A 17,436-nucleotide genomic window follows, 5' to 3' on the forward strand; every position below is an offset into this window, starting at 1 on the left:
CTTACGCTTGTGGCCAGCCGCCTTCGCTTTGGCGGCGCCTGCAGCGGCGTGTGCCTGGCAATCGCAACCGGCGCCGCAGCGCCCGGTGATCGTCGTCGTCCAGTCGCCCGTCAACACGCGCTTCCAGCAAACCGTGCGGGAAAACCAGGTGCGCGACCAGTTGCAGAAGAACCAGGTCGAAGAACAGCTGCGGCAGAACCGCGTGGATACCCTGCGTCGGCCCCAGGCCGCCAACACACTCCACGCCGCACGCCTTGACCAGGCCGACCAGGGACAGCGAGAACTTTACCGCGCACGCCAGCAGGACCTGCTGGATCGCTACCAGAGTGCGGTCGCGCCGCCGGTGGTGCATTCGGGCAAGGCGCCGGCGTCATCGCGCAGCGGCGACTGACGGTACGTCGCGCCGCCGGTAATCGGTTGGATCTTCGCGGACGCGCGCGTCCTGCAGCGATCAGGTCACCAGCCCGAACAGGTCGCCGCGCGCGACGCCTTCTTCCATCGCCAGCAGGAAACGCTTCGTCGGCAGGCCGCCGCCGAAGCCGGTGAGGCTGCCGTTGGCGCCGATGACGCGGTGGCAGGGCAGCACGATCGGCAGGGGATTACGGCCGTTGGCGGCACCGACCGCGCGCATCGCTTGCGGCTGGCCGATGCGGCGCGCCAGTTCGCCGTAGCTGATGGTCGCGCCGTAGGGGATGCGCGCCAGTTCCTGCCACACCGTCAGCTGGAATGGCGTGCCGAGCGGGTGCAACGGCAACTCGAACACCTGTCGCGCGCCAGCGAAGTACTCCTCCAGCTGCACGCGCGCGAAGGCCAGCGCCGGCGGCGAGTGCGTCCACGAGGGCGCCGGCTCGCGCTGGTGACGGCCGGTTTCGAACCAGACCTCGCGCAGGCCCTGCTCGTCGGCGACCATGCGCAGGCGGCCGATCGGGGTGGAAAGGTTGTCGTACCAGACCGGGCTCATGGATGCTGTTCGTTACGTTGTGGGCCCTTCGACTCCAGCCCCGCGGGCTTGTGCTCAGGGCGAACGGAGGCGGGTGAATCCGTTCTCGGTGCGAGCAGTTGTCGTTTGCGCTGAGCGTGGCGAAGTCGAAGGTCGTGATGCGGACTCATGCGCGCCTCCTGGACGGTTGCGCCTGATCCGCCACGCCGCGCCACAAGTGCATCACCGCGTAGGCGCGCCAGGGCCGCCACGCCTCCGCCATGGCCGAGAGCGCGCGTGTGCTCAGTTCGCCGCCATCACCGGCAGCGGCGCGGCGCAGGATCAGGTCGGCCGCCGGAAAGGCGTCCGGATGGCTCAGCGCGCGCATCGCCATGTAATGCGCCGTCCACTCGCCGATGCCCGGTAGCGCGGTCCAGCACGCCACGAACTCCTCCAGCGGCTGCTCCGCGCGGAAGTCCGCGCGGCCGTCCAGCAGCGCGCGGGCGATGCCGCGGATGGTTTCGGCGCGTGCGTTGATCACGCCCACCTCGCGCAAGTCGGCATCGACCAGCCGTTCCGGCGCGGGAAACAACCGCGCCAGGCCGGGCAGTACGGGCGTGGGCAGCGGATCGCCCCACCGATCGACGATGCGCGCGGCAAGCGTGCGCGCCGCTGCGACGCTGACCTGCTGGCCGAGCACCGCGCGCACGGCGATCTCGAAACCATCCCACCCGCCGGGCAGGCGCAGTCCCGGGCGCCGGCGGAGCAGCGGCGCGAGCACGCCGCCGGCACCGAGCGTGGCGGCAATCGCGCCGGGCTCCGCATCGAGGTCGAACATGCGTCGCAGCCGTGTCACCAGTCCCAGCATCCGCTCCGGCTGCGGACAGTGCAGTTCCAGCTTGAGCGCATGCTCGCCATCCGGCCAGGCCGACAGGCGCAACCAGCCCGGTGCTTCGGCGGGACCGAACACGCGCGCGTAGGCATGCGCATCCACCTGCTCGATCCCGGGCAGGGCGCGTGTACGCAGGAAGTCCAGCACGCCGTCGAACTCGTATGGAGGCCGGTAGCCCAACCGCAGCACCAGCGCACCACCATTTCCAGGCGCCCGTGGCTGGCGGCGGAGCTCGCGCGGCGCGATGCGGTTGGCCTGGGCAAATGCCGCGTTGAAACGGCGCAGGCTGCCGAACCCCGACGCCAGCGCTACCTCGGTCACCGGCAACGCGGTTTCGGTCAGCAACTGCTTGGCGAACAGCAGCCGGCGCGTGGTGTGCACGTTGAGCGGCGGTGCGCCCAGGTGTTCGACGAACAACCGGCGCAGCTGCCGCCCGCCCACGCCCACGCGCGCCGCCAGGTTCTCCAGTGAGGCCTCGGCCAGCGCGCCCGCGTCGATCATCTTCAATGCGCGCGCGACCACGTCCTCGCCGCGATGCCATGCCGGATTGCCAGGGGCAAGTTCCGGCCGGCAGCGCAGGCACGGACGAAAGCCATCGGCCTCGGCCGCGGCGGCATTGGCGTAGTAGCGCACGTTCGATCGTTTGGGCGAGGGGGCCGGGCAGACCGGCCGGCAGTAGATGCGCGTGCTGGTGACGGCGGTGAAGAACAATCCGTCGAAGCGGGCATCGCGGCTCAGGCGCGCCTGCTCGCAGACGTGATCGGGAAGGGCATCTCGTGGCGTGGACATGCAGCGCAGGCTAGCACTGCGCCTTGCGCGGAACTCGCCGTTTTCGGACATCGATGTGTCCTGTTGCCTTGCTAGGGATCGCAGCGTTGCAGCCAGAAACTTCCGCCGTTGGGCGGGTTGTCGCCAAGGAAGCGATGCAGCTCGCGCGGGTGGATCTCGCGCGCGATCGCGCAGCCATAGACCACGCGGAAGCAACGGTTGAAATCGAGGAAGGCCTGAAGCAGATATTGCTCGTTCCACGAGAAGCCCATCTCGATCCATTCCTTCGGATAGTCGGCGGGAATGAAGATGTCGTGGAAATGGACGTATACCCCGGGCTTCAGCCTGGGCAGCACCTGCAGGATGATGCGGTTGACGTCGCTGCCGGTCTTGGACACGTGCGAGGAGTCGACGAACAGGATGTCGCCGGCATCGAGCGAGGTGAGCATGGCGATCGGCAGATCCTGGGCGCGCCGATCAAGCAGGGTGATCTCGCCTGCGTAGTGCGCCTGGCGCAGGAACGGCCGCGGGTAGGGTTCCACGCAGGTGATCGCGGCGTTCCCGCCCAGGAAGCGCTTGTTGACGTCCATCATCAGCAGCGTCGAATACCCCGAGCCGATCTCGACGATGCGCTTGGGCCGTACCATCTTGAGCATGCAGAACAGCACGCGGGGATCCTGCCGCTCGAACTGGCCGTTGAAGTCGTAGAAGCGATCGAGCTGATCGTCAGGCGGTCCCTCGTTGGCGTAGTCGTAGCCTTCCATCAACGCGGGAAAAACTTCCGTCAGGAGGCGCCGATGGCCGGCCGGATCGAGGTCCAGTCCCGCCGGTTGCGCCACTTCGCCCCAGAGCCTGTCCTCGTCCGCGAGCGTCTGCCGCACGTCCACGACCGGGGAATAAAAGTGGCCATCCGGAAACGCGGGCCCAGCCATGTGCGCCGACGGGGCGCCAATTCCCGCCGCTGGATTGCCGCCCGTGGCACCGCCGATGCCGGTCATCGGAACGCGCTCCCGGGTATGGAAGGGCGCTGGCGTGCCAGGCTTGTGCTGCCTGTCGAGCCGGTCGCACCCGGAACGGCCGCGGGCGCGCGCGAACGGCGCACGCGGTGATCTATCGTGGCAAGCGGCCTGACGAGGATTGCCGTGCGCATGAATTCTCCGCTGACGGGCGAAAGACCATCTGCCCCTCGGAAGAACATGCGCCCTCGCGCGTCATCGTCCGATAAACGCGCGGCATGCGATCAAGGCGCCAGGCGTGGCCACCGCCAGGCGTACCCGATCACCGCGAGCTGCATGGCGATCTCCACCAGGCTCATGAATACGTAGAAGGTCCACGCACCCGGCAGCGTCACAACCACGATCGCGGTGAGCGCAACGCCGACAAGCAGGTTGAGCCAGCGCGCCGCCTGCGGCGGCAGTACCAGCGACAGGAAGATCATCACCGCCGGGACGGCCAGGAGGACGGAGACGGCCAGCAACGAACCCTGGCTCGTGGGCCCCAGCGGGCCCATGCCCTCGAGGATGTCCCTGAGGTTGCCCGGGCGATACAGGCCCCAGAAGTCCCCGTAGACATAACAGAACATGATCGCCGTCCACAGCGCGGACAGCTTGAAACGCACGTGGATCTTCAGGTCATGCAGCGGCGTCGAGGCCATCGCTTATCTCCGTATCGGCGACCGGATCGGCTGGCCCGTCCGGGATCATGGTCAGGTTGGCGGGGCGGTCGCCAGCTTCGCGGGAAGGCGTACGCCAACAACCAGCAACCACAGGCAGATGCCGATCTCGCCCAGGGATGCCGGCAGCATGATGTAGTCCGCCACTGCCGAAGCCGGATAGCCGGGCAACATCAGCGTGGCGAGGAAATCGGCGAGGTAGCCCAGGCCGCCCAGCATCAGCAGCACACCGAGCAGCCGGGGCAGGAAACCGCATTTGCACACCAGGTAACCGAGGGGCAGCAACCACAGGCCCCAGAAGATCTCCAGCACCAGCAGGCCCTGCCGGTATGCGTCGAGCTGGAGCATGACCTGGGCCTGCAGTTGTCCGCTGCCGAGCGACTGCAGGGAGACGGCGGGGTCGAGCAGCGACAGCACCGACAGGTGATGCGACGCGTTGGCAAACGCGATCGGTACGCTGGGGACGGCAAACGCGACCATCAAAACGGCGGCGGTCCTCCCGGCGGCACCGAGCAGCCGGTACAGCGCCAGCGGCAGCAGCAGGAAGGCGACGGTGCAGGCCAGCTCGGCCAGGATGCCGAGCCGGAACAGCGTCTCCGATTGAACGAGCCGCGCCACGGTCGCGGTCGCATCGCCGTGTGCTGCAAGCTGCGAAGGCACGTAGCCCAGGTAGAAGATGCCGGTGACTACCGTGACCAGGTAGAGCAGGCCGGCAACCCTCGCGTCCTTTTTCATCCGAACCTCCGTGTTCCCATGCATGGCCCGCGGGCGGGGCAGGTCAGGAGCCCTTCGAGCAGTCGTCGTCGTCGCCGTCGATGATCGTGGCGAACGGCTGGAACGCGGCAAGCGAGCTGGCCAGGCCCTTCTGGGCAACGCGGATCTGCTGGATGTCCATGCAGATCTTCGATGTTTCCTGGTCGATTCGCTGGGTGGCAGCGTCGAGCCTGGCGTCGGCCTGTTCGCTGTCGCCGCCTGTCACGTGCGTCGCGGCATTCTTCAGCGACTGGACCGCGACCGCCGCGCCCGCCTTGCCGGTGGCCACGCCGTGCTCGCGCACGGCGCGGGCGCTCCGGTAGTACTGCTTGAGCAGTTCCTGCTGCTTGGCATCCACCGCCACGTCGTGGCCGTCGATCACCAGCCGGCCGGTGGCGTCGAGGAAGGCCTCGGTGCCACCGGTACCGTGAAGCGCGACATTGTCGCCATTCACCACGATGCCGCCGTTGGCGATCGTGGTCGTGTCGGGTCCGTTGCTGCAGCCGGCCAGCAGGAGGCCGGCCGCGAGGGCGAGAACGAAGCTGGACTTTCTAGAGAACATTCCTTGACCTCCGAAGCACTGGATCAGTTTTCGTCGCGACCGCAGTCGTCGACGTCCTTCTGCGTCATGGTCGCGTAGGGGCGGAACTCCGGCATGACGGCGGCCAGCTTCTGTTGCGAGCCGAGCAGTCCCGGCAGTCGCTGGCACAGCTTCATGGCGGCGATCTTGATCTGCTCGGCCTGCGGCTTGATGCCGGCCTCGATCTCCTTGTCGCTCTTTCCGGTGAGCGCACCCCAGATCGCTTCCTTGGCAGCATGGGTGCCGAGATCGGCCCCTTGTTCGCCGATATCCATGCCGGCCTCGGCGATCCCGACGACTTGCTGGCGGTAGTCCAGCAGCAGGGTGTGTTGCTCGGGCGTGGCCTTCACCGTCTTGCCGTCGATCAGCAGGTCGCCCTGGGGCGTGATCGCGGCCTTGGGGAGCGAGCCGCTGTCACGATGCTCGCCATGGCCGACATGGATGTGGTCGATGTCGATGTCCTTGGTGGCCAGCTCCCGCTTGGCTTGTTCCATGGCCTTGTGGATTTCCGAGGAGATCATCGCCGGCGAGGTCTGCTTGTCGACTTCCGTGATCGCTTGCTGGGCATCGGACTGTCCGGAATGGTTGCAGCCGGCGATGGGTAACAACAGGACCAATGCAAGGGTACCGGCGATCGCGTGGGTCTTCATGGGAGTTCTTCCGTTGAAATGGAGCGGCCTGGAATGCGGGGCGATGGAAGCGTTGCGTTTGAGATCAACCTTCGTCGCGCTGGCGGCGGAACCAGATGGCTGCCGCGATGAGCGCAGCACCCGCCGCCACACCGATCCACAGGTTGACCGAGCCAAGCAGCTGGTAGGTGTTGCCGAGGTTCATGAAATCCAGGTTGTTGTTGCCGGTATGGATCACGCCGTCGCTGGCGATCAGGCTGGCACCGGGGAAGGCGCTGAACAGGGCGCGGGCCACGATGTTCTGCCAGAACCAGCCGGCCGACAGATTGAACAGGCCCATGATGCCGAACCAGGTGACCAGCAGGCCGGTGGCGACCGGCAGGGCGATGGCCCACAGGAACGGCTTGGTACGGGCCCAGGCCGAGCACGCCATCAGCCAGCCGACCGAGGGCAGGGCCCACAGCAGGTACAGCGGGATCTGGCCGATCATGTTGAGCGTGACGCGCACGGGATGGGCGAGCATCAGCAGCTGCCACACGTTGATGCCGTGGAAGGACAACGTCGTTGCCACGATCAACAGCTGCAGAATGCCTGCGGCAATGCCCGCCAGCGTAGCGATCACCGGGGCCACGAGCGTGGCGCTGACGACCTTGGACAACACCGTCTCGGTATCCGATAGCGGCAGCGACTTCCAGAACAGGATGCTGCGATCGCGCCGTTCGTCGTAGATGGCGCCCAGGCAGTAGAAGAACACCACGAAACCCAGCACCACGAGGATGAGCGCCATGGAGGAGTACATGGCCATGTCCAGCGCCATGCCGACCTGGCTCATGTCGCCCGCGTCCATCTGCGAGATGACGCTCTGCAGGTTGCCCCCAGCGAAATGTTGCCTCGCTGCCCCAAGCTCGCCGATGTGGATGCCGTGGCGGGCGCCGATCACTTCGGCGGTGATGATGCCCATGATGTTGAGCAGCAGGAAGATGCCGCCGGTGACCAGCGGCGCCCAGAAGAAGCCGCCGCGGTGTTCCCAGAACTCGCGCTTGACGAGCCAGTACATGTTGTTGCCGACAAGGGTTTTCATGCGTAGGTCCCTTTCATGGTGGCGACGAAGAGGTCGCTGACGGAAGGCCGGCGGATTTCGCCCAGCCCCTCCAGCGTCGTGCGGTCGGCGCCGTCGAACAGGAAGATGCTCTTGCCGAAGACCTGGCGTTCGTCGATCGGCTGCAGTGCGCGTGCGGCGGCGGCCTGGTCGGCGTTGACCATCACTTCGGCGAAGCGGTCGCTCACGGCCTCCATGTCGGTATCCAGCACGATCTTGCCGTCGCGGATGAACATCAGGTCGGTGAGGATGTGTTCGATCTCCTCCACCTGGTGGGTGGTGACGATGATCGTCTTGTTCTCGTCGAAGTAATCCTCCAGCAGGCTCTGGTAGAACTGCTTGCGGTAGAGGATGTCCAGGCCGAGCGTGGGTTCGTCCAGCACCAGCAGGCGCGCGTCGATGGCCATCACCAGGGCGAGGTGCAGCTGCACTATCATGCCCTTGGACATCTGCCGCACGCGCTGGTCGGGCGTGAGCTTGGTGCGCTTCAGGAAGCCCTCGCACTTGGCGCGGTCGAAGCGCGGGTGGACGTGGGCGACGAAGTCGATCGCCTCGCGCACGCGGATCCAGCGCGGCAGCACCGCCACGTCGGCGATGAAGCAGACCTGTTCCATCAGCTTGTCGCGCTGGGTGCGTGGATCGTAGCCCAGCACGTTGAGCTCGCCGTCGAAGGAGGTCAGGCCCAGGATCGCCTTGAGCGCGGTGGTCTTGCCGGCGCCGTTGGGGCCGATCAGTCCGACGATGCGGCCGGACTGGATCTCGAAATTCACGCTGTCCAGCGCGGTCGTGTTCTTGTAGCGCTTGCTCAGGTTTCGCGCGGTGACGATGGCGCTCATGGCTTGAGTTCCGTGGTGGCCGGCGCATCGCGCATCAGCGTTTTGAGATCGAGCCCCAGGCGCTGAAGGCGCGCAAACAGGGTCGGCCATTCCTCGCGCAGAAAGCGCTCGCGCTCGGATTTCAACAAGGCCTCGCGGGCCCCTTCGATGACGAACATGCCCAGCCCTCTCCTTTTTTCGACCAGTTGATCGTCGACCAGCTCCTGGTACGCCTTGGATACGGTCAGCGGATTGATCTGGAAATCCGCCGCCACCTGGCGCACCGACGGCAGCGGATCGCCTTCGTTCAAGGCGCCATCCAGGATCATCGCCACCACGCGTTCGCGGAGCTGGCGGTAGATCGGGACGCTGTCGTTCCAGGTGATGGTCATACGTTATTCCTTGCTGGCACGGGCAAGCTGGGTGCCAAACGAATAGTAGGGCATGGCCAACTGCGCCCCGAGCAGGGTGGCACCCGCTTCGGCGTGCGTGTCCAGGACCGGCGCCAGCGTGGCGCTGGTGATGTCGGAGCCTTCCATCAAGGCGGCCGCACGCAGGTCGCTCGCGCTCGGACTGACTTCGACCGGGGCGAGATTGACCACGCGGATACCGTTGATTTCGGAAACCGGCGCGGTGCGCACGGGGTTGTTCAAAGTGGCCAGGCTCGTCGCGGTAATCAGCGTGGCGGCGGCCAGGGCGATCAGGTTCTGCGCTTTCATGGCGGGTCTCCTTAGTGACCTCGTGGACCGGTGTTGTAGTGAACTATAACACCATCCTCGAAAGCGTCAACAGGCAATCGGCCATGACTGATGGCCTATGCCTGGAATTCCCTTCTTTTCAGCCTGTTAGGTAGCTCTGGAGCAGCGGCGCGGCCGCGCGTCGCGTTGCTCCATCGCCTCGCAGGGGGGCGAGGGCGGGCTGAAGCCCGCCCTACGGTCACTTCGCGGCCGAATACACCTGTTTGCCGCCAACCCAGGTCCCCAATACCCGGGTTTTCCAGATGTCCTGCGGGTTGATCGAAAAGACATCCCGATCCACCAGGATGAAGTCCGCATACTTGCCCGGTTCCAGCGAACCCTGGGTCTTCTCCGCACGGCCGGCATAGGCCGCGCTGAGGGTGAAGGCGCGCAGCGCTTCGACCAGGCTCAGTTTCTGATCGGGGTACCAGCCGCCGGGCGGCTGGTTCTGGTGGTCCTGCCGGGTCACCGCCGCATGCAGGCCGAAGAACGGGTTGGGCGATTCGACCGGGAAGTCGGAGCCGAAGGCGACCACCGTGCCCTGCTTGAGGAAACGCCGCCAGGCGTAGGCGCCCTCGATGCGCTCGTGGCCCACGCGGTCCTCGGCCATGTTCATGTCGGATGTGGCGTGCGTGGGCTGCATCGAAGCGATGAGTTTCAACGGCACGAAGCGCGGGATGTCCTTGAGCGAGACGATCTGCGCGTGCTCGACGCGGTTGCGGAAGGCCCTGGCATCGGGGTGGACCTTGTAGGCGGTGGCGAAGCTGTCCAGCACTTCGCGGTTGGCTGCATCGCCGATCGCGTGGATGTTGACCTGGTAGCCCTTCGCGAAGGCCTTCTCGATCTTCGACGCCATCGTGCCCGGACTCATGAAGAGCAACCCGTGGTTGTGCGGATCATCGGAGTAGGGCTTGAGCATCGCCGCGCCACGGCTGCCCAATGCACCGTCGGCAAACAGCTTGACCGAATGCACGGTGAGGTAGCCATCGCCGTAGCCGTCCAGCGGAGCGCCTGCGGTGATCGTGTCGAAGGCGTCGCCGGTGTCGCGGATCATCGCGTAGATGCGCGCGGTCAGCTTGTGCTCGTCGGCGTAGCGCTTGTAGAGACGGTAGTTGGGCAGGTCGATGCCGGCGTCGTCCACCCCGGTCAGGCCTACGCGCGCCATCTCCGCCAGCGCGGTGTCCAGTGCGACGGCGCGCTCCCTGTCGGTGGGCTCGGGCACGACCGCACCGACCAGTGCGGTGGCGCCGTCGACGAACACTCCGGTGGGGTTGCCCTGTGCATCGCGTTCGATGCGGCCGCCCGGCGGATCCTTGGTGTCGCGGGTAATGCCGGCCAGCTTCATGGCGGCGGTGTTGGCCCAGGCGGCGTGGCCATCCACACGGCTGAGCCATACCGGGCGGTCCGAAACCACCGCGTCCAGTTCCCTGGCAGTGGGGAATCGGCCGAGCTTCCAGATCACCTGGTTCCAGCCGCCGCCGATGATCCAGCGAGCATCCGGATGGGCCTTGGCGTAATCCTTGATGCGCGCGAGTGCCTCGTCGATCGACTGCGTGCCGGTCAGGTCGGCCTGGGTGAGCGCATAACCCAGTTCGAGCACGTGTCCGTGCGCATCGATCAGGCCCGGCAGCAGCGTCTTGCCGTGGCCGTCGATCACCGTTGCATCGTCGGCGCGCTTGGCCAGCGCCGCATCGGTGCCGGTGGCCACGACCTTCCCGTCGTCCACCAGCAGCGCGTCGAATCGCTGCAGCTTGCCGTGGCTGTCCAAGGTGTAGCCCTTGACGTTGTGCACGTACAGATCGGCGGCCTGCAGCGCCGGCGCGGTGGCCAGCAAGGCGAGCAGGGAGAGACGCAGAGTGCGGTTCATGCGCGCGGATTCCTGTGCGGGAAAGCCGCAGTGTGTCGGGCCGCGCCCGGTTTTTCCACCACAGGGATGCGCAACGGCAAAAGCAAGCCGTCGCCCAGAGCGCAGGCGCGAAGCGCCGAAGTCGAAGGGCTCATGCGAGCTGCTTCGGCTTCGGCCTGCGACCTACGCCCGGCACGAACGGCTGGTGGCCCCGCGTGAGGTCACGCCGCTTTGGGCAGCAGCGTCCCGATGGCTTCCTTCGCCGCAGCCAGTGCCTGGCTCTTGTGCTCGGCACTGACCGCCACGCCTTCGGCGCGCACGAACTCGACGTCCGTGATGCCCAGGAACCCGAGCACCGCGCGCAGGTACTTCTCCTGGAAGTCCATCGCTGCGGCAACCGTACCTTCGCCGTAGAAGCCGCCGCGGCTGGACGCCACGATCACCCGCTTGCCGCCGGCCAGGCCCTCCGGACCGTTGGCGGTGTAGCGGAAGGTCTTGCCGGCTACCGCGATGCGGTCGATCCAAGCCTTCAGTTGGCTGGGAATGCCGAAGTTGTACATCGGGGCGCCGAGCACGATGACATCGGCGGCAAGGAACTCGTCCATCACCTCGTTGCCCAGCAGCGCGCCCGGATCGCTGGCGTCAGCCACCGGCGCCCAGTGCGGCAATGGCTGCGCGGCGAGGTCGCGGTAGCGCACGGAGGCATCCGGACGCGTGCGCTTGACCTCGGCCACGATGTCCGCGGTGAGCTCGCGCGAGACCGAATGCTGGCCCAGGGCGCTCGAATCGATGTGCAGCAATTTCATGACGTGACTCCAGTCGAAGGCCGGCGAGCCGGCGACGGAATACACGATACTTTCGCGACAATCGTCTGATAAGTCGGCTAATATCGAACTTATCGTTTCTATAAGGAAACAGCTGGCATGACCCTCGACGGCACGCTGCAGGACCTCAACGACCTCTATTTCTTCGCCATGGTGGTCGAGCACAACGGCTTCTCGGCCGCGGGCCGTGCGTTGGGCATTCCCAAATCGCGCTTGAGCAAGCGGGTGTCGCAGTTGGAGGAGCGCCTGGGGGTGCGACTTCTGCAGCGGACCACTCGTCGCTTCGTGGTTACCGAGGTAGGCGAGCGCTTCTATGCCCATTGCCGCGCGGTGCTGGAAGAAGCCCGCGCGGCGCAGGAAGCGGTCGACGAATTGCGCGCCGAGCCACGCGGCGTCGTGCGGCTAAGTTGCCCGGTCTCGCTGGCGCAGACGGTGGTGGCGCACGTGCTGCCGGACTTCCTGGCGCAGTACCCCAAGGTGCAGGTGCGCGTGCTTTCCAGCAACCGTCGCGTGGACGTGGTGGGCGAGGGTTACGACATCGCCATCCGCGTGCGCAGCAAGCTCGATGCCGACGCCAACATGGTGATGCGCACCTTCGGCCTGTCCCGCGTGCTGGCAGTGGCCAGCCCGGAGATGCTCGACCGCCTGGGGCGGCCCAGGGCGCCGGCAGAACTGTCCACGTTGCCGGCATTGACCATGCTCGAGCACGAGGGCGCCCAGGTGTGGGAATTGATCGACGCGCAGGGCGAGCGCGTCTCGGTGGAGATGAATGCCCGCCTGGTCACCGGCGAGTTCGCGCTGTTGCTGGAAGCCGCGCGCCGTGGGCTGGGCGTGGCGCTGCTGCCGGAGTTCGTTTGCGCGCCGGCGGTGACCCGCGGCGAGCTCGAAGTGGTGCTGCCTGACTGGAGCGCGCCCGAAGGCACCATGCACTTCGTCTATCCCAGCCGCCGCGGCATGCTGCCCGGCGTGCGTGCGCTGGTGGATTTCCTTGCCGAGCGCCTGCCCGAGGCGACCCGCCTCAAGCACGAGCAATGCCGACAACGCCCGCTCGATCCGCTCGACCGGCCGCGCACATGAGCCGTGCTAGGCTTGCCGTTTGGCCTTCCAGACATCCGCGCGCATGAACATCGACACCAAGCTCCCCAAGGTCGGCACCACCATCTTCAGCGTGATGAGCCAGCTTGCGCTCGATCACCGGGCGGTGAACCTGGGCCAGGGCTTTCCCGATTTCGAGCCGCCGCAGTCGCTGCGTGAAGCTCTCGCCCGTGCGATGGCCGAGGGCAAGAACCAGTACGCCCCCGGGATCGGCACTGCCGCGCTGCGCGAACAGATCGCGATCAAGACGCAGCGGTTGTATGGGCGGCGCGTGGACTCGGCCACCGAGATCACGGTGACGTCCGGCGCAACCGAGGCACTGTTTTGCGCGATCGCAGCGACCGTGCGTTCGGGCGAGGAGGTGATCGTGTTCGATCCAGCCTACGACTCCTACGAGCCGGCGATCGAACTGCAGGGCGCACGCGCGGTGCACATCCCGCTGACCGTGCCGAGCTTCGCGATCGACTGGCAGCGCGTGCGCGATGCGATCACCCCGAAGACACGGATGATCCTGATCAACAGCCCGCACAACCCCTCGGGCGCGGTGCTTTCGGCGGACGACCTGGAGATCCTGGCCGGGCTCACCCGCGACACCGACATCGTCGTGCTGTCCGACGAGGTCTACGAGCACATCGTGTATGACGGCTGTCGGCACGAAAGCGTGTTGCGGCATCCGGAGCTGGCCGAGCGCAGCATCGTGGTGTCCAGCTTCGGCAAGACCTACCACTGCACCGGCTGGAAGGTTGGCTACGCGATCGCACCGGCCGCGCTCTCGGCCGAGTTCCGAAAGGTGCACCAGTACCTGACCTTCTGCACCTTCCACCCGGCGCAGGCGGCCTTTGCCCAAATCATGGCGAATGATCCGGCGCACTATCTCGAACTGCCGGATTTCTACCAGGCCAAGCGTGATCGCTTCCGCGCGCTGCTGGCGCCCTCGCGCCTGAAGCTCCTCGACGTGCCGGGCGGTTATTTCCAGCTGGTCGACTACTCGGCCATCCGCGACGAGGACGACCTCGCATTCGCGCGCTGGCTGGTGGAGCAGGGCGGCGTGGCGGGCATCCCGCTGACGCCGTTCTACGAGAAACCGCCCGGCACGCGCCTGCTGCGCCTGTGCTTCGCCAAGAGCGATGCCACCATGACCGCCGCCGCGGAGCGTCTATGTCGCCTGTGAGCATGCAGACGCTGACGGTCAGCCTGGTCCAGGGCGCCACGCGCTGGCACGACGCGCCGGCCAATCGCGAGTACTACGGCGCGCTGGTGCGCCAGGCCCGGGGCAGCGACCTGGTCGTGTTGCCGGAGACGTTCCTGTCCGGGTTCAGCAACGACACCCGGGTCAGCGCCGGCACCATGGACGGGGAGGGTGTGGCCTGGCTGCGCGATCTGGCGTGCGAGGTGGGCGCGGTGATCTGCGGCAGCCTGGCCATCATCGAGGACGGCACGGTCTACAACCGCCTGTTCTGGATGCGCCCGGACGGCAGCCACGCGCAGTACGACAAGCGCCACCTGTTCCGCATGGCCGGCGAGCACACCCGCTTCGGCGGTGGTCGCGAGCGGCTGGTGGTCGAGTTGAACGGTTGGCGCATCCTGCCGCAGGTCTGCTACGACCTGCGCTTCCCCGTGTGGCTGCGCAACCGCCGCCTGGAGAGCGCGGCCGGCGGCATGGACTACGACCTGGCATTGTTCGTCGCCAACTGGCCGGCGCCGCGCCGGCAGCCCTGGCGCACGCTGCTGCGCGCGCGTGCGATCGAAAACCTGGCGTGCGTGGTGGGCGTCAACCGCGTCGGTGTGGACGGCAACGATTTGCCGTACGCCGGCGATAGCGCGGTGATCGACCCGGTCGGGGAGGCGCTGATCGAACTGGGCACGCAGGAACAGGTCGCCACGGTGCGCCTGGATCCGGCCCCTTTGCTGGCACATCGCGAACGCTTTCCCGCATGGATGGACGCCGACGAGTTCACGTTGGGGCCGATGTGATCCCATCCCTCGGTGCGCGGGGCCGTAGCATGAGGGCGTACCTACGCAACGCGTGATCGCACGTGCCACAGGCTCCGTCACGACGAAGCCGCCCCTGGGGCGGCTTCTGCTGCTGCGGCGATCGGCATCGGCCCGTCGGGTGGGTTGAAGCCCACGCGACGGCCTAAGACAGAATGGCGAGGACCGCCTCCGGCGGGCGGCCGATGACGGCCTTGCCACCGGCCACGACGATCGGGCGCTCGATGAGTTTCGGGTGCGCGGCCATTGCCTGCAGGAGAGCTTGGTCGCCCGTCGCAGGGTCGTCCAGACCCAGCTCCCTGTACTCCGCCTCGCCGGTGCGAAGCAGCTGGCGCGGCGTCATCTCCAGCAGGTGCAGCAGGTTCCTGAGCTCATCCACGCTGGGCGGGGTGTCGAGGTAGTTGACCACTTCCGGCTCGATGCCGCGCGCTTGCAGCAGCTCGAGCGTTCCGCGCGACTTGGAACAGCGGCTGTTGTGGTAAATGCGCACGGCCATCGCGGCGAGACCTCAGCGGTTTCCGTGGCGGTTGCCGCCGCGGCCGCCCTGGGGTCGCCCACCACCGCCGCCGCCTTGCGGGCGGTTGCCGCGGTTTTGCGGCCTGCCGCCCTGGCCGGGGCTTCCAGCCGGGCGGGGACCGCGATTGCCGCCACCGCCACCGCCGAAGCCGGAGTAGGGGCCAGCGCTGCGTGCTTCACCACCGCGGCCACCCGCCGGCTTGCCGCCGCGTCGATTGCCGCCTGCCGCATTGCCGCCTGCCGCGTTGCCGGCAGCCCGATGGCCGCTCGGCGCCTGCCCACGGCCGCCGCCTTCGCGGCTTTCGCCCGCGAACCAGGTGCGCACCGACGGTAGTTCCTGGCCAGGCGCGACACCGCGCTTGCTCTTGCGACGGCCAGGGGCCGCCGGGCGCTCGGGCCTGGCCACGTTGCCGTTGACTTCCTTGCCCGGTCGGCGGCGCTGCTGCTTGCCCCGTGCCGGTTCCTCGCGGATGCGGTCGAACGCGCGCAGCTCGCGGGCCTCGTCGTGGTAGGCGCCGCTCCAGCCCGTCGGTGCGCCGCGCTCGGGGCGGTATTCGGTGACGCTGCGGCTGGCGCGGCGCTGGTGCAGGACCGGGCTCAGCGTCAGTGCGGGCTGAGCAGGGCCCAGGCCGACGGACTTGCGCAGGTCCTTGATGGCGTCTTCGGAAAGCGATTCGCTCTCGCCGCGCCGCAGCGTGCGAGGCAGCTCCACGGCGCCGTAGCGGATGCGCTTGAGGCGGCTGACGAGGAAGCCCTGTGAATCCCACAGGCGGCGCACCTCGCGGTTGCGGCCTTCGCGGATGACCACGCGGAACCAGCTGTGGCTGCCGCCGCGGCTGATGATGGCGATCTCGTCGAAGCGGGCGGGACCGTCCTCCAACTCCACGCCGGACTTGAGCTTCTCGATCACCTCGTCGGGCACCTCGCCGTGCACGCGGCAGAGGTACTCGCGGCCAAGCCCGCTCCTGGGATGCATCAGCGCGTTGGCCAGCTCGCCGTCGGTGGTGAGCAGCAGCAGGCCGGTGGTGTTGATGTCCAGGCGGCCCACGGCCACCCAGCGCGCGCCCTTCAGGCGCGGCAGCTGTTCGAACACGGTGGGACGGCCTTCGGGATCCTCGCGGGTGGTCACCACGCCCTCAGGCTTGTGGTAGAGCAGCACCTCGGTCTCGTCGCGGTTGTCGGTGGCGACGACGAACTGCTTGCCGTCGAGCACGACGCGGTCGCCGGCGTGCACGCTGGCGCCGATGCCGGCGGGCGTGCCGTTGAGTTCCACCTCGCCGGCCTGGATGCGCTGTTCCAGCATGCGGCGCGAGCCCAGGCCCGCGTTGGCCAGCACCTTGTGCAGGCGTTCTTCCAGGGCGGGGGTGTCGGCCTCTTCGCGGGGTTCGCGCTTGAGGGTCAAAACGGATTTCTGCGGCGCAGTCATGCGCGGTACTCCTCGGTGTCCTGCTCGGCGGCGTCTTCGTCGACGTCCGCAGGGGCTGCTGCCTCGTCGGCAGTGGCGGATGGGGTGGGCGCCTCGTCATCGGACGCGGCGGCGGTGGTTTCGGTGGCGTCGGCCGGTTCGGTCTCGGCCTCTGCGAGCGCGGGTGTTTCGCCGGCTGGCACTTCGTCCTGGCCGGACCCAGCAGTGGTGTCGTCAATGTCCCCGGGTGCCTCGTCCTGCACGGCCGCGGCATCTTCCTCGTCCGGGTCGATCGGCAGGTCCTTGATCACCCGCGGCGGCAGCGGTTCCTGGTCGAGGCGAAGCTGCGGGTCTTCCATGTCGCGGATTTCGGACAGCGGCGGCAGCTCGTCCAGCGACTTGAGGCTGAAGTAATCCAGGAAGGCGCGGGTGGTGCCGAACAGCGCCGGCTTGCCGGGCACGTCGCGGTGGCCGACCACGCGGATCCACTCGCGCTCTTCCAGCGTCTTGACGATGTTGGAAGAGACCACCACGCCACGGATCTGTTCGATCTCCGGACGGGTGATCGGCTGGCGGTAGGCGATCAGCGCCAGCGTTTCGAGCAGGGCGCGCGAATAGCGGCTGGGTTTCTCGGTCCACATGCGCGACACCCAGGGGTGCACGTCCTGGCGAACCTGGTAGCGGAAGCCGGAGGCGACCTCCCTCAGTTCCACGCCGCGCCCGGCGCAGTCCTCGCCCAGCGATTCGAGCGCCCGCGCGATCGCCTCGCGGTCGACCTGGTCCTCGTCGACGAACAGCTCGCCCAGCTGCGCCACGGTGAGCGGCTGGCTGGCGGCGAGCAGGGCCGCTTCGATAATCGGTTTGAGTTGCTCGATCTGCATGGCCTTCAGGTCA

General features: G+C 67.4%; 20 protein-coding genes. 4 read left to right on the forward strand and 16 right to left on the reverse strand.

The window, feature by feature from the left end; genetic code table 11:
• Nucleotides 1-85 precede the first annotated feature (85 nt).
• Nucleotides 86-391, forward strand: coding sequence for a hypothetical protein (locus ACFWZ1_RS07250; protein ID WP_231325024.1), 306 nt, complete (start codon nt 86-88; stop codon nt 389-391).
• Between the two features lie 60 nt (nt 392-451).
• Here the strand turns inward: ACFWZ1_RS07250 and ACFWZ1_RS07255 are convergent, their stop codons facing one another.
• The 13 genes from ACFWZ1_RS07255 to ACFWZ1_RS07315 all read right to left on the reverse strand — a co-directional run bounded on the left by ACFWZ1_RS07255 (nt 452) and on the right by ACFWZ1_RS07315 (nt 11,516).
• Nucleotides 452-961, reverse strand: coding sequence for a methylated-DNA--[protein]-cysteine S-methyltransferase (locus ACFWZ1_RS07255; protein ID WP_231325025.1), 510 nt, complete (start codon nt 959-961; stop codon nt 452-454).
• Nucleotides 962-1,106: 145 nt separating this feature from the next.
• Nucleotides 1,107-2,600 carry an AlkA N-terminal domain-containing protein gene (locus ACFWZ1_RS07260; protein ID WP_439665930.1) on the reverse strand — a complete coding sequence of 498 codons (1,494 nt, stop codon included), beginning with the start codon at nt 2,598-2,600 and terminating at the stop codon, nt 1,107-1,109.
• Between the two features lie 71 nt (nt 2,601-2,671).
• Entirely contained in the window at nt 2,672-3,511 is an 840-nt protein-coding gene (locus ACFWZ1_RS07265; protein ID WP_439665931.1) for a class I SAM-dependent methyltransferase, read from the reverse strand.
• Nucleotides 3,512-3,819: 308 nt separating this feature from the next.
• Complete coding sequence (locus ACFWZ1_RS07270) at nt 3,820-4,233, reverse strand: DUF6326 family protein (protein ID WP_439665932.1); 414 nt, start codon at nt 4,231-4,233, stop codon at nt 3,820-3,822.
• A gap of 51 nt (nt 4,234-4,284) precedes the next feature.
• Nucleotides 4,285-4,986, reverse strand: a complete 702-nt coding sequence (locus ACFWZ1_RS07275; protein ID WP_439665933.1) for a DUF4386 domain-containing protein — start codon at nt 4,984-4,986, stop codon at nt 4,285-4,287.
• A gap of 43 nt (nt 4,987-5,029) precedes the next feature.
• Nucleotides 5,030-5,566: a DUF2884 family protein gene (locus ACFWZ1_RS07280; protein ID WP_439665934.1), complete on the reverse strand. Its 537-nt coding sequence runs from the start codon at nt 5,564-5,566 to the stop codon at nt 5,030-5,032.
• Between the two features lie 23 nt (nt 5,567-5,589).
• Nucleotides 5,590-6,234, reverse strand: coding sequence for a hypothetical protein (locus ACFWZ1_RS07285; protein ID WP_439665935.1), 645 nt, complete (start codon nt 6,232-6,234; stop codon nt 5,590-5,592).
• A 64-nt stretch (nt 6,235-6,298) separates the two neighbouring features.
• The gene (locus tag ACFWZ1_RS07290; protein WP_231325037.1) at nt 6,299-7,294 is read right to left on the reverse strand and encodes an ABC-2 transporter permease; all 996 of its coding nucleotides are present in this window, start codon (nt 7,292-7,294) and stop codon (nt 6,299-6,301) included.
• Entirely contained in the window at nt 7,291-8,148 is an 858-nt protein-coding gene (locus ACFWZ1_RS07295) for an ABC transporter ATP-binding protein (RefSeq protein WP_439665936.1), read from the reverse strand. The genes ACFWZ1_RS07290 and ACFWZ1_RS07295 overlap by 4 nt, the downstream gene beginning before the upstream one ends.
• Nucleotides 8,145-8,519 carry a GntR family transcriptional regulator gene (locus ACFWZ1_RS07300; protein ID WP_231325040.1) on the reverse strand — a complete coding sequence of 125 codons (375 nt, stop codon included), beginning with the start codon at nt 8,517-8,519 and terminating at the stop codon, nt 8,145-8,147. The genes ACFWZ1_RS07295 and ACFWZ1_RS07300 overlap by 4 nt, the downstream gene beginning before the upstream one ends.
• A gap of 3 nt (nt 8,520-8,522) precedes the next feature.
• The gene (locus ACFWZ1_RS07305) at nt 8,523-8,846 is read right to left on the reverse strand and encodes a hypothetical protein (protein ID WP_231325042.1); all 324 of its coding nucleotides are present in this window, start codon (nt 8,844-8,846) and stop codon (nt 8,523-8,525) included.
• A gap of 217 nt (nt 8,847-9,063) precedes the next feature.
• Nucleotides 9,064-10,731 carry an amidohydrolase gene (locus ACFWZ1_RS07310; RefSeq protein ID WP_439665937.1) on the reverse strand — a complete coding sequence of 556 codons (1,668 nt, stop codon included), beginning with the start codon at nt 10,729-10,731 and terminating at the stop codon, nt 9,064-9,066.
• A gap of 200 nt (nt 10,732-10,931) precedes the next feature.
• Complete coding sequence (locus ACFWZ1_RS07315) at nt 10,932-11,516, reverse strand: FMN-dependent NADH-azoreductase (RefSeq protein ID WP_231325045.1); 585 nt, start codon at nt 11,514-11,516, stop codon at nt 10,932-10,934.
• Nucleotides 11,517-11,633: 117 nt separating this feature from the next.
• Between ACFWZ1_RS07315 and ACFWZ1_RS07320 the strand changes: the two genes are divergently transcribed.
• Genes ACFWZ1_RS07320 through ACFWZ1_RS07330 form a run of 3 tightly spaced genes read left to right on the forward strand, consistent with a single transcriptional unit; the run spans nt 11,634 to nt 14,603 of the window.
• Nucleotides 11,634-12,611 carry a LysR substrate-binding domain-containing protein gene (locus ACFWZ1_RS07320; RefSeq protein ID WP_231325047.1) on the forward strand — a complete coding sequence of 326 codons (978 nt, stop codon included), beginning with the start codon at nt 11,634-11,636 and terminating at the stop codon, nt 12,609-12,611.
• 43 nt (nt 12,612-12,654) lie between these two features.
• The gene (locus ACFWZ1_RS07325; RefSeq protein ID WP_439665938.1) at nt 12,655-13,800 is read left to right on the forward strand and encodes a pyridoxal phosphate-dependent aminotransferase; all 1,146 of its coding nucleotides are present in this window, start codon (nt 12,655-12,657) and stop codon (nt 13,798-13,800) included.
• Nucleotides 13,788-14,603 carry an amidohydrolase gene (locus ACFWZ1_RS07330; RefSeq protein WP_439665939.1) on the forward strand — a complete coding sequence of 272 codons (816 nt, stop codon included), beginning with the start codon at nt 13,788-13,790 and terminating at the stop codon, nt 14,601-14,603. Before ACFWZ1_RS07325 ends, ACFWZ1_RS07330 begins: the two co-directional genes overlap by 13 nt.
• Nucleotides 14,604-14,766: 163 nt before the next feature.
• On the opposite strand, the gene arsC is transcribed toward ACFWZ1_RS07330, so the two are convergent.
• From arsC to scpB, 3 genes are read right to left on the reverse strand one after another with little or no spacing between them, the layout of a single operon-like run.
• The gene (gene arsC, locus ACFWZ1_RS07335) at nt 14,767-15,117 is read right to left on the reverse strand and encodes an arsenate reductase (glutaredoxin) (RefSeq protein WP_439665940.1); all 351 of its coding nucleotides are present in this window, start codon (nt 15,115-15,117) and stop codon (nt 14,767-14,769) included.
• Nucleotides 15,118-15,129: 12 nt separating this feature from the next.
• Nucleotides 15,130-16,563 carry a pseudouridine synthase gene (locus tag ACFWZ1_RS07340; protein WP_439665941.1) on the reverse strand — a complete coding sequence of 478 codons (1,434 nt, stop codon included), beginning with the start codon at nt 16,561-16,563 and terminating at the stop codon, nt 15,130-15,132.
• Nucleotides 16,560-17,423, reverse strand: a complete 864-nt coding sequence (gene scpB, locus ACFWZ1_RS07345) for an SMC-Scp complex subunit ScpB (protein WP_231325055.1) — start codon at nt 17,421-17,423, stop codon at nt 16,560-16,562. Before scpB ends, ACFWZ1_RS07340 begins: the two co-directional genes overlap by 4 nt.
• Between the last annotated feature and the right edge of the window lie 13 nt (nt 17,424-17,436).

It is taken from the genome of Frateuria sp. GZRe14, from assembly GCF_051900395.1.
Classification (GTDB): domain Bacteria; phylum Pseudomonadota; class Gammaproteobacteria; order Xanthomonadales; family Rhodanobacteraceae; genus Frateuria_A; species Frateuria_A edaphi.

What these genes read in the sequence shown, in the direction of transcription:
- ACFWZ1_RS07255 (WP_231325025.1), bottom strand. Translation starts at nt 961, where the DNA reads ATGAGCCCGGTCTGGTACGACAACCTTTCCACCCCGATCGGCCGCCTG.
- ACFWZ1_RS07260 (WP_439665930.1), bottom strand. Translation starts at nt 2,600, where the DNA reads ATGTCCACGCCACGAGATGCCCTTCCCGATCACGTCTGCGAGCAGGCG.
- ACFWZ1_RS07265 (WP_439665931.1), bottom strand. Translation starts at nt 3,511, where the DNA reads ATGGCTGGGCCCGCGTTTCCGGATGGCCACTTTTATTCCCCGGTCGTG.
- ACFWZ1_RS07270 (WP_439665932.1), bottom strand. Translation starts at nt 4,233, where the DNA reads ATGGCCTCGACGCCGCTGCATGACCTGAAGATCCACGTGCGTTTCAAG.
- ACFWZ1_RS07275 (WP_439665933.1), bottom strand. Translation starts at nt 4,986, where the DNA reads ATGAAAAAGGACGCGAGGGTTGCCGGCCTGCTCTACCTGGTCACGGTA.
- ACFWZ1_RS07280 (WP_439665934.1), bottom strand. Translation starts at nt 5,566, where the DNA reads ATGTTCTCTAGAAAGTCCAGCTTCGTTCTCGCCCTCGCGGCCGGCCTC.
- ACFWZ1_RS07285 (WP_439665935.1), bottom strand. Translation starts at nt 6,234, where the DNA reads ATGAAGACCCACGCGATCGCCGGTACCCTTGCATTGGTCCTGTTGTTA.
- ACFWZ1_RS07290 (WP_231325037.1), bottom strand. Translation starts at nt 7,294, where the DNA reads ATGAAAACCCTTGTCGGCAACAACATGTACTGGCTCGTCAAGCGCGAG.
- ACFWZ1_RS07295 (WP_439665936.1), bottom strand. Translation starts at nt 8,148, where the DNA reads ATGAGCGCCATCGTCACCGCGCGAAACCTGAGCAAGCGCTACAAGAAC.
- ACFWZ1_RS07300 (WP_231325040.1), bottom strand. Translation starts at nt 8,519, where the DNA reads ATGACCATCACCTGGAACGACAGCGTCCCGATCTACCGCCAGCTCCGC.
- ACFWZ1_RS07305 (WP_231325042.1), bottom strand. Translation starts at nt 8,846, where the DNA reads ATGAAAGCGCAGAACCTGATCGCCCTGGCCGCCGCCACGCTGATTACC.
- ACFWZ1_RS07310 (WP_439665937.1), bottom strand. Translation starts at nt 10,731, where the DNA reads ATGAACCGCACTCTGCGTCTCTCCCTGCTCGCCTTGCTGGCCACCGCG.
- ACFWZ1_RS07315 (WP_231325045.1), bottom strand. Translation starts at nt 11,516, where the DNA reads ATGAAATTGCTGCACATCGATTCGAGCGCCCTGGGCCAGCATTCGGTC.
- ACFWZ1_RS07320 (WP_231325047.1), top strand. Translation starts at nt 11,634, where the DNA reads ATGACCCTCGACGGCACGCTGCAGGACCTCAACGACCTCTATTTCTTC.
- ACFWZ1_RS07325 (WP_439665938.1), top strand. Translation starts at nt 12,655, where the DNA reads ATGAACATCGACACCAAGCTCCCCAAGGTCGGCACCACCATCTTCAGC.
- ACFWZ1_RS07330 (WP_439665939.1), top strand. Translation starts at nt 13,788, where the DNA reads ATGTCGCCTGTGAGCATGCAGACGCTGACGGTCAGCCTGGTCCAGGGC.
- arsC (WP_439665940.1), bottom strand. Translation starts at nt 15,117, where the DNA reads ATGGCCGTGCGCATTTACCACAACAGCCGCTGTTCCAAGTCGCGCGGA.
- ACFWZ1_RS07340 (WP_439665941.1), bottom strand. Translation starts at nt 16,563, where the DNA reads ATGACTGCGCCGCAGAAATCCGTTTTGACCCTCAAGCGCGAACCCCGC.
- scpB (WP_231325055.1), bottom strand. Translation starts at nt 17,423, where the DNA reads ATGCAGATCGAGCAACTCAAACCGATTATCGAAGCGGCCCTGCTCGCC.